This is a genomic window from Archangium sp. (assembly GCF_045802675.1).
GTDB lineage: Bacteria > Myxococcota > Myxococcia > Myxococcales > Myxococcaceae > Archangium.
Window position 1 is genome coordinate 55,169 of the sequence record NZ_JBJMQO010000104.1, and the last position, 9,701, is coordinate 64,869.

Genomic DNA, 9,701 nt, shown 5'->3' on the forward strand with positions numbered 1-9,701 from the left:
ACTTGGAGCGGAGGACATACATGTCGGCCACCTGGCGCAAGTGGGTGTTGGTGGGAGTCCTGGGCCTGGTGGGGTGCCGGACGACGGGCTCGGCGGTGAGGGAGAGCGCGGAGACGCCGAAGCAGGTGGTCCAGTTCGACCCCGTGACGGTGACGGCGGACCTGGAGCTGTCGGAGCTCAACGACGAGGAGCTGTTCGCGGGCGGCACGTCGGCCTTCGCGGCCAACGACTTCGCCAGGGCGGCGCGCTACTTCGGGCGGCTGGCGGACTTCCACCCCAACAGCTCGCACCGGCACGAGGCGCTCTACAACGCGGGCCTGGCCCACGAGCGGCTGGAGCAGTGGGAGGACGCCAACCTGCGCTTCTCCGAGCTGGCCGACGCCGAGAAGGGCACGGGGGACGCGCTGGACGCAGCCTTCCGCCTGGCCGAGACGCAGTACCACCTGGAGCGCTTCGCGGACGCCGCGAAGGTGCTGGGGACGATCGCCGCCCGGGGGGACCTGCCGGTGGGCAAGCGCCTGGAGGCGCAGGTGCAGCAGGGCGTGTGCGAGCTGGAGTCCGGCCAGCCGGAGAAGGCCGAGGCCACGCTGCGCCAGGTCCTCACCACGTACGAGGGGCTCTCGGACAAGGACGAGGTGGAGGACTACTTCCCCGCGCAGGCGCACTTCTTCATCGGGGAAATCTACCGGCTGCACTACGAGGACGTGAAGCTGGACCCGGCCAGGGGCAGCGACGCGCTCGCCAATGATTTGAACTACAAGGCCGAGCTGCTGCTGTCGGCGCAGGGGCACTACCTGCGCGCCATCCGGGTGGGCAACGGCCACTGGGCCACGGCGGCCGGCACCCAGATTGGCGGCATGTACGAGAACCTCTACGAGCACATGGTGAGCTCGCCGGCCCCGGCGGAGCTGGACGCCGAGGAGGCCCAGGTGTACCGCGAGGAGCTGCGCAAGAAGGTCCGCGTGCTGCTCACCAAGTCCATCAACATCTACGAGCGGACGTTGGAGGCAGCCGAGCGCATCGGCTCGCAGAACGCCTTCGTGGAGAAGACGCGCAAGAGCCTGGACAAGATGAAGGCGCTGCTGCTGGCGGACACGGACTCGGCGCCGGGCTCGGAGCCCTCGCCGGCCGGGCCGCACTCCTGAGCGGACCGTCGTCCGTTCATCACGGGACTGCCCCCCCAGGCCATCGCCCCCGGGCCCACCTCTCGCCAGATTGAGGAGGACCCGGGGAGCCGGGTCGCGCCGCGGGGGGATGTGAGCCCGGATGAAGAAGCTAGAACACGCCTTCGAGAAGCTTCTCTGGTCCAGCCGCTTCATCATGCTGGGGGGCGTCATCTTCAGCGCGATGATGGCGCTGGGCGCCTTCTACATGGCGACGGTGGACGCGCTCACGCTGCCGGGCCTGCTGCGCGACTACTCGAGCTTCGAGCTCGGGGACGAGCAGCGCTCGAAGCTGCGCGCCAAGGTCATCACGATGATCGTCAAGTCGTTGGACGGCTACGTCATCACCGCCATCCTCATCATCTTCTCGCTGGGCCTGTACGAGTTCTTCATCGGGAAGCTGGAGGCGGCGCATGAATCGCCGCTCGCCCCGCACCTGATCCACACCGGGGGCCTGGATGAGCTCAAGGAGCGCATCGCCAAGCTGCTCGTGCTGGTGCTCGTCATCGAGTTCTTCCAGCGCGCCCTGTTCCTGGCCTTCGATACGCCACTCGACCTCGTCTACCTCGCGGTGGGCATCGTGCTCATCAGCCTGACGCTCCTCCTGAGCAAACTCGGGCCGCACGGGGAGAACGGAGCGCACTGACCCCCTGGGACAAGGCCGGGCCGAGCGTCTACGATTCCCCGGCCCATGGAGCCCCTCTTCACGCCCGAGCAGCTGGCCGAAATCCAGGCCTACCACCTACCGCTCTACATCAAGAGCGCGGTGAGCCCCCTCGTCTACCTGGGAGTGCTGGCGCTCATCCTGGGCGTGCTGGTGCGGCCCTTCTACCGCGGGTGCGAGGCGGGCGCGGCGTGGCTCTCCCAGCGGCTCGCGTTCCTCCGCACGGCACCCGTCAGCCGCGCCTTCATCCAGGCCATGGACCGGCTCTGGGGCGAGCCGGGTTGGGGCGCCGCCCTCCTCTTCGCGCTGCTCGTGGACCTCTTCATCGAGCTCGTCTACGTGCCGGCCACCATCTACTTCGGCTACGTGCTCGAGCACCGCTACGGCATGTCCACCTATACGCCGCTGCGCTTCATGCTGGACGAGCTCAAGGGCATCGCCCTGGAGGGAGCCGCCAGCGCGTCGCTGGTGCTGGGGCTCTACGGGCTGGCCCGGCGGGTGAAGCGCTGGTGGCTGGTGCTGGGCCTCCCCTGCGCGCTGCTGCTGCTGGTGTCCTCGGCCCTCGACCCGTACCGCAGCCAGGTCTACTTCGAGCAGGCGCCCCTGGAGCAGGGACCCGTGCGCGAGCGCATCACCGCGCTCATGGCCCGCGCCCACATCCCCTTCCAGGACGTGCGGGTGGAGAAGACGTCCGTGGCCAGCAAGCGCCTCCAGGCCTACTTCGCGGGCCAGGGCCCCACGCGCACCATCGTGCTCAACGACGTCATCCTGAAGGAACTCGAGCCGGAGGAAATCCTCGCCGCCGTCGCCCACGAGGCGGGCCATGTCCACGAGCCCAAGTGGCCCGGGCGCATCGCCTCCTCGCTGGCGCTCATCGCCCTCCTGTTCGCCATCGACCGGCTGCTGCGGCTCTCCGCGGCGCGCGGGTGGTTCGGCACCTCGCGCTTCGCCGACATCCGCACCCTGCCCCTGCTGTGGCTGCTGTCCTTCCTCGTCTTCTTCCTGAGCGACCCGCTCTCCGCGTCCTTCTCGCGCGAGCGCGAGCGCGAGGCCGACCGCTACGCCCTCCAGCTCACCCAGGACCCCGCCGCCTTCCGCCGCATGCTGGTGAAGGCCGCTCGCGTCAACAAGATGGACCCCGACCCGCCCCGCTGGGTGGTCCTCAAGGGCCACAGCCACCCGCCCATCTCCGAGCGGCTCGCCGCCGTGCCCCCCGCTCCAGAAAAAAGAGCGCCAGCGGGCGAGCCCCCTGCTGTCTCGGAGCCCTCCCACTGACGCTCTCCCGCCGGACCGCCTTTCCCCTCGGCGACTCCCCTCCGCGCTCCGGCGGTTCCCACTCTCGCTGACGGACTACGCCCTCGCCGGGGCCTGCTCCGCCTTCATCTTCTCCACCGCCGCCAGCGCGATGGCCTTCACCAGCGCCTTCGCCCTGCGGCCCGCGGACGTCTCCCCGTTCGGGTCCGCCTCCGACGCGTTCGCGATGTCCGTGAAGCCCTGCCGGTTGCCCTGCCGCAGGTACAGCTCGCCCCGGTTCACCAGCGCCACCGGATTGCCCGGATCCCTCTCGAGCGCCGCGCTGTACTCGGTGATGGCCTCCTCCAGCCGCCCCAGCTTCTGGTACACCGTGCCCAGCGCCGCCCGGCTCGCCGAGTCCTTCGGATTCCCCTCCACCAGCCCCTCGAAGAGGATGCGCGCCTCCTCGTAGCGCCCCGCCGCCGCCAGGTCACACCCTACCTGCGCAATCGCCTTCGCCTCCTCGAAGGTCATCCCCTCCACCTCCGCCCACGTCACCTCCCCGCGCACGAACGCCTTCAGCTTCTTCGTCGTTGCCGTGTCCATGGTCCCTCCCTCGTGCTTGATGATCCGTCCCATCGCCGCTCACGCGCTCCGCATGTTGGAGAGGGCCGTCTTCGCCATCTCGTTGAACTTCATGGACAGCGTGCTCATCATCTCGAACATCGTCTTGCGCTTCTCGATGAGCTTCTGCAGCCGCATGTTGATGCGGTCGATGTCGCGCTGAGAGTCCGCGAGCGCCTTCTCGTCCCCCTTGCCGTTCTTGATGCCGCTCTGCTTGTCCTGCGCCGCCGCCAGGTCATCCATCGTCTTGAGGATGTCGTCGTCCATCTTCTCGGTGAGCGACATGAGGATGGCGTCGATCTTCTCCTCCAGGCTCATGTTCGGGTTGTTGATGATGTCCCGCGCGCTCGAGCCCGGCTGGCCTCCCGAGGACGGCGGCGTCCCGCTCACCGGCGGCTGCGACCCCACGGAGCTCCCCGGTGACGACGGCGCCGAGGGCCCCGGCGAGCCCACGCGCCCGGGCTGCCCGTACTGCGCGAAGTCCGCCTTCACCTTGTTCAGCTCGCTGCGCACGTTGCCCTGCGTGATGCGGTCATCGTTGCGCATGTCGATGACCGTCCCGAGGATGGAGCCGTTGAAGCTGGCCGAGCTGTCGAGCCGCTCGAAGTAGCCCGGGTTCTCCGACAGGAAGCTCGCCGCCTTGCGCAGCTCGGGCGACACGCGCGAGTCCCCGGAGATGCGCTGGAGGTCCGCCTTCGACAGCGAGCCGTCCAGCTTCCCGTCCGTCGCGTCCAGGTAGCGGAAGTTCTGCTCCAGCGTCTGCAGCGCGTTGAAGTAGTCGTTCATCTTGGGGTCCAGGTGGCTGCCCCCGGTGACGCCCCCCGTCTCCCGCGAGCACCCCGTCCCCGCCGGCGAGGAGCCGTGCTGCGGCTTCGAATAGCCCTCGCACGCCTTCTGCGCGTCCTTGGGCGCGGCGTACTCGGTGGCCGCGGGCGGGTTCTTGCCCAGCTCCTGCGCGAGCCCCATCGCGCCATCGGCCGCCAGCATCACGTTGCCCGTCATCGCCCCCACGGCCACCTTGGCCGCGTTGGTGATGGCCGGCGGCAACCCCAGCGCACTGCCCGCCGCGTCGATGAGCGCCCCCCCCGACAGCAGGCTCGTCACGCCCCCCAGTGCACTGCCCAGGCCCTTCAGCAAGTCACTCATGGCTCCTCCCGCGCGGCGGAGGCCCCGTGCCTCCTGGTGCCGCGTCGTGTGCCGGACGCATTGCAGCGCCGGTGCCGCGCCCGGCCCCGAGCCCATTCCAACGAATTCAGCGAGTTAGCCCTTCCCCCGGGCGAGCACGGTCCTGCCTCGCGGACGGGGCGGTCCGCCGCGGGAGATTGCGATTACATTGCGCCGCGCATGCGCACCCTCGGCCTCGACTTTGGCACCAAGACGATCGGCGTCGCCGCCTCGGACGCCCTGGGCCTCACCGCCCAGACGGTGACCACCATCCGCCGCACCAGCCTCAAGGCGGACCTCGCCGCCCTCGGCGAGCTCGTCCGCGAATACGAGGTCGAGCGCTTCGTCGTCGGGCTCCCCCTCAACATGGACGGCTCCGAGGGCCCTCGCGCCGAGGCCACCCGCAAGTTCGCCGACATCCTCACCCAGGCGCTCGGGCTTCCCGTGGAGCTGTGGGACGAGCGCCTGTCCACCGTGGCCGCGCAGCGCACCCTGCTCGAGGCGGACCTGTCGCGCGCCAAGCGCCGCGAGGTCATCGACCAACTGGCCGCCCAGTTCATCCTCCAGGGGTGGCTCGATTCCCGGCAGCCGCCCTCGCGGCCGTACGACGCCGCCGACGACGACGACGAGCCGGAGTCTTGAGTGAAGAAGGTCCTCCTCGCGCTGCTGGTGCTCGGGGTGCTCGCGGCCGCCGTCGCGGGGGGCTGGTACCTGCGCCGCGAGCAGCGCGTCTCCGCCTTCGCCGTCACCCCCGTCACCCTCCCCGCGCGAGGCCTCACCGTGAGCGTGCCCCCGGGCACCGGCCCGAGGACGCTCGCGAAGCTGCTGGCGGACGCGGGCGTCGTCACGGATTCGCAGCTGCTCTACCTCTTCATCCGCCGCGAGCAGGCTGGACCGAAGCTCAAGGCCGGTGAGTACCTCTTCGAGGGCACGCTCACCCCGGCGCAGGTGGTGGAGCAGCTCGCCTCCGGCCGGGTGAAGGTCTACCACTTCACCGTCCCCGAGGGCCTGCGCGCCGAGGAGATCCTCCCCCTCCTCGCGGGCTCGGAGCTGAAGCTGGACCTCGGGACGCTGCGGCGGCTCACCGCGGACCCGCGCTTCCTGCGCGAGGCCGGCGTGCCCGCCTCGTCCATCGAGGGCTTCCTCTTCCCGGACACGTACGCGTTCGGCCGCGACGCCACCGAGGAGCAGGTGCTCACGAAGATGGTGTCCCGCGCGCTGGAGGAGTACCGGAAGGCGGAAGCACAGCGGAAGGAGGGGGTGACGCTGTCACTGCTGGAGACGTTCACCCTCGCCTCCATCGTGGAGAAGGAGACGGGCCAGCCCCAGGAGCGGCCCCGCATCTCCTGCGTCTTCCACAACCGGCTGCGTCAGGGGATGAAGCTACAGACCGACCCCACGGTCCTCTACTCCATGAAGCTGCGCGGGGTGGACTCGAAGAACATCACGCGCAAGGACCTGGACACGCCGCACCCGTACAACACGTACGCCACGCGCGGATTGCCTCCGGGCCCCATCGCCAGCCCGGGGGCCGCCGCGCTCCAGGCCGCGCTCCACCCGCTGGACTGCGACGACCTCTACTTCGTGTCGCGCAACGACGGCACCCACGTCTTCTGCCCCACCCTCGAGTGCCACACCGCCGCGGTACAGCAGTGGCAGGTGCAATTCTTCCGCGACAAGCGCCGGCAGCGCTCACGCGGCGCGCACTAGCTCCACCCGCCTCGCGCCCCGCCTCATGGCCGGTCGCCGTGCGGGCGTGCGGACGAACCTGGTCCCGCTCCCGAGGTGCCCACCCGGGCCCCGGGGGCGTGCCGAAGCGGGGGCTGTCCGGATTCACCGGCATCCGGGCCGAGCCCCGGAACGCAATGCAGCCGGGCATCCGTCATCCCCGCTTCTGCCCCCGCGAGTGACACGCCGCATTGTGACGCCTGGGTGCCAGCCCGTCCCGATGGGCGGAACAGGGCCCGGTGCTCCACATCCCGAAACAGGAGGCAGCCATGTTCCAGCGCAGTCAGTTGAGGGAAGGCATGACGGTCCGCAGCATCGACGGCGAGAAGCTCGGCAGGGTGTTCGCCATCGCGGATGAAGCGTTCTACATCGAGAAGGGTCTCTTCTTCCCGAAGGACTATCTCGTCCGCTATTCGGACATTTCCGACATCCGTGACGGTGAGCTCATCCTGTTGCACGGCCGCGAGAGCCTCCGCCGTCTATCCGGCGACGACAAGTACGGGACGACGAGCGGCCTGGGCTCGAGCGCGGCCACCCCCACCACGACGAGCACCACCACCACCGGCCTGGACACCGGGCTCGGCACTGGCCTGGGCCTGGGTGCGTCCTCCGGAGCAGGCCTCGACTCGGCCTCCACGGGCTACGGGGCCGGCGCGAGCGCCAGCACGCTCGGCACCGAGCGCACGCTGCAGGGCCGCCGCTCGGACGAGGTGGCCATCCCGGTGCACAAGGAGGAGTTGGACGTCTCCAAGCGCGACGTGCAGGCCGGTGAGGTGCGCGTACGCAAGGAGGTCGTCGAGGAAGTGAAGACGGTGGACGTGCCGGTACGCCGCGAGCGCGTCCGCGTGGAGCGCCGCGACGTCACTCCAGATCGCCCCGCGATGAACGCCTCCTTCCAGGACGAGACCATCGTCGTGCCGCTGCACGCCGAGGAAGTGGACGTCACCAAGCGCGCCGTGGTGGACGAGGAGGTCATCATCCACAAGGACGAGGTCGAGGAGCAGCGCCGCGTCGCCGAGCCGCTGCGCCACGAGGAGGTGGACATCCGCACCTCCGGCGAGGACGACAAGCGCTCGCTCAACCTCAACCCCGATGACGATCCCCTGCTGCGCCGCCGGTAGGACACCCCGGGCCACCTCCAGACTCCTGGAAGTGGCCTTCGGGTCTCAGTGCACGGGCGGGAGGGCCTCGGGCGCTCCGCTCGCGCGCCGGGGCAGGCGGACGGTGAAGGTCGTTCCGGCCCCCGCGTGGGAGCGCACCTCGACGGTGCCCCCGTGGGCCTCGGCGATCTGCTGGACGATGAAGAGCCCCAACCCCAGGCCCGAGGTCGGGTGGGCATCGCCCTCCACCCCGCGCCGGAAGGGCTCGAAGATGCCCGGCAGCATCCCCGACGGGATGGGCGAGCCCTCGTTGTGCACCTCCAGCCGCACGCCGTCGTCCTCGTCGTGCAGCGTGAAGTCCACCGGCGTCCCCGCCGGGCTGTAGTCCAGCGCGTTCTTCCCCAGGTTGCCCAGCAGCTGCGTCAGCCGGTCCGGATCCCACTCCCCCTGGAAGCCGCCGTCCGCCTCCAGCCGCAGCTCGCGTCCGGGGTGGCTGATCTCCAGCTCCTCCAGCACGTGGCGGCACAGGTGGCGCAGGTGGGTGGGCTTCGGATGGATGGGGATGCCCCCGCCCAACCGCCCCCGCGTGAAGTCGAGCAGCTCGCCGATCATCCGCACCATGCGCTCCGCACTGGTGGTGATGCGGCGCACCATCTTCGTGTGGCTCGCCGGAATGCCCTCCGCGCGCAGCAGCGCGTTGGCCGACAGCAGGATGGCGTTGAGCGGGTTGCGCAAATCATGGGACACCACGCCCAGGAAGCGCTCGCGGAACTCCGCCGTCTGGCGCAGCTGCTCCTCCTGCTGCTTGCGCTCGGTGATGTCCATGATGACGCCCCCCACGCCCACCACCCGCCCGTCCCTCGCCCGCACCGGGAAGTAGTCCCCCACCCAGTGGTGCGGCACTCCGGGATCACTCGCCGGAGCATTGCTGAACTCCTGGCCCCGGAACGCCTCGCCCGTCTCCAGCACCCGCCGCAGCATGGGCTCGACGATGCGCGCGTTCTCCGGGATGACCTCGGCCACGCGCCGGCCCAGGTGGGCCTCCACCGGAGGTCCGTTGCTGGCGGCCAGCGCCTCGTTGATGTGCACGTAGCGCAGCTCCGAGTCCAGCAGCGCCAGCCCCGCCGGAGCCGCCTCCACCAGCGCCTCCACCTGCGCCAGGGCCTCCTCGGCCCGCTTGCGGTCGGTGATGTCCACCACCACCGAGCCCACCAGGGAGATGCGGCCCGCCGCGTCCCACACCGGGTAGTAGCTCACCAGCCAGTGGCCCCGCGCGCCGCCCTGGGCCCGGGTGCTGCCCGTCACCTCCACGTTGAGCACCGGCTCCCCGGTGTCGAGCACGTGCCGCAGGTAGCCCTCGACAGCGGGGGCCAGCTCGGGAATCACCTCGTACGGGGTGCGCCCGAGCGTCTCCTCCATGGAGACCCCGTTGGTGGCGGCCAGCGTGTGGTTGATGCGCACGTAGCGCAGCTCCTGGTCCTGGAAGCACAGGCCCACGGGCGCCGTGGCCAGCAACACGTCCACCAGCGCCAGGCTCTCCTCCGCCTTCTCGCGCGCGGTGCGCTCGCGGGCCGCCAGCCACGCCTGCATGATGAGCCCCGTCACCCGGCTCACCATGGCCCGGAACAGCAGCTTGTCCTCGTTGGAGAACTCGTAGGCGGTGCGGCTGCCCATGTGGGCCACGCCGATGACCTCGTCCCCCTGCACCAGCGGGACGCCATAGAGCGCCCGGATGCCCAGCGCCCGCAGCGCCTCGCTGCGCACCAGCGGATCCGTCGCCGCCGAGCGCAGCTCCACCGGGTTGCGCTCGGCGGCGATCTTCCCCGAGAAGCCCTCGCCCACCCGCACGCTGAAGCCCGAGGCCACCAGCGCCTCCAGCCCCACCGAGGCGCGCACCCGCAGCTCGTCTCCCTCGCGCAGCAGCAGCGTGACGGAGTCCACCGACTCCGTCGTCTCCAGCATCACCCGCAGCAGCCTGGGCAGGAAGGTGTCCAGGTCCTCCGAGCCCAGCGCCGCCTCGGAGAT

General features: G+C 70.3%; 9 protein-coding genes. 6 read left to right on the forward strand and 3 right to left on the reverse strand.

Going from position 1 to position 9,701, the window contains the following annotated elements:
- Positions 1-20 precede the first annotated feature (20 nt).
- From ACJ8AN_RS29745 to ACJ8AN_RS29755, 3 genes are all read left to right on the forward strand, one after another.
- Positions 21-1,145, forward strand: a complete 1,125-nt coding sequence (locus tag ACJ8AN_RS29745) for a tetratricopeptide repeat protein (protein WP_407758891.1) — start codon at positions 21-23, stop codon at positions 1,143-1,145.
- A gap of 121 nt (positions 1,146-1,266) precedes the next feature.
- Positions 1,267-1,809 carry a YqhA family protein gene (locus tag ACJ8AN_RS29750; protein ID WP_407758892.1) on the forward strand — a complete coding sequence of 181 codons (543 nt, stop codon included), beginning with the start codon at positions 1,267-1,269 and terminating at the stop codon, positions 1,807-1,809.
- 33 nt (positions 1,810-1,842) lie between these two features.
- Entirely contained in the window at positions 1,843-3,102 is a 1,260-nt protein-coding gene (locus ACJ8AN_RS29755) for a M48 family metalloprotease (RefSeq protein ID WP_407758901.1), read from the forward strand.
- 75 nt (positions 3,103-3,177) lie between these two features.
- Here the strand turns inward: ACJ8AN_RS29755 and ACJ8AN_RS29760 are convergent, their stop codons facing one another.
- Positions 3,178-3,699: a tetratricopeptide repeat protein gene (locus tag ACJ8AN_RS29760; RefSeq protein WP_407758893.1), complete on the reverse strand. Its 522-nt coding sequence runs from the start codon at positions 3,697-3,699 to the stop codon at positions 3,178-3,180.
- Between the two features lie 6 nt (positions 3,700-3,705).
- Complete coding sequence (locus ACJ8AN_RS29765; protein ID WP_407758894.1) at positions 3,706-4,830, reverse strand: hypothetical protein; 1,125 nt, start codon at positions 4,828-4,830, stop codon at positions 3,706-3,708.
- Positions 4,831-5,028: 198 nt separating this feature from the next.
- Between ACJ8AN_RS29765 and ruvX the strand changes: the two genes are divergently transcribed.
- The 3 genes from ruvX to ACJ8AN_RS29780 all read left to right on the forward strand — a co-directional run bounded on the left by ruvX (position 5,029) and on the right by ACJ8AN_RS29780 (position 7,697).
- On the forward strand, positions 5,029-5,490 hold the full coding sequence (ruvX, locus tag ACJ8AN_RS29770) for a Holliday junction resolvase RuvX (RefSeq protein WP_407758895.1): 462 nt from the start codon (positions 5,029-5,031) through the stop codon (positions 5,488-5,490).
- Entirely contained in the window at positions 5,491-6,558 is a 1,068-nt protein-coding gene (mltG, locus tag ACJ8AN_RS29775) for an endolytic transglycosylase MltG (protein WP_407758896.1), read from the forward strand.
- A 287-nt stretch (positions 6,559-6,845) separates the two neighbouring features.
- A complete protein-coding gene (locus ACJ8AN_RS29780; protein ID WP_407758897.1) occupies positions 6,846-7,697 on the forward strand; it encodes a YsnF/AvaK domain-containing protein in 852 nt (283 codons plus the stop codon).
- A 45-nt stretch (positions 7,698-7,742) separates the two neighbouring features.
- On the opposite strand, the gene ACJ8AN_RS29785 is transcribed toward ACJ8AN_RS29780, so the two are convergent.
- The coding region (locus tag ACJ8AN_RS29785) for a PAS domain-containing protein (protein WP_407758898.1) at positions 7,743-9,701 on the reverse strand (1,959 nt) is incomplete at its 5' end.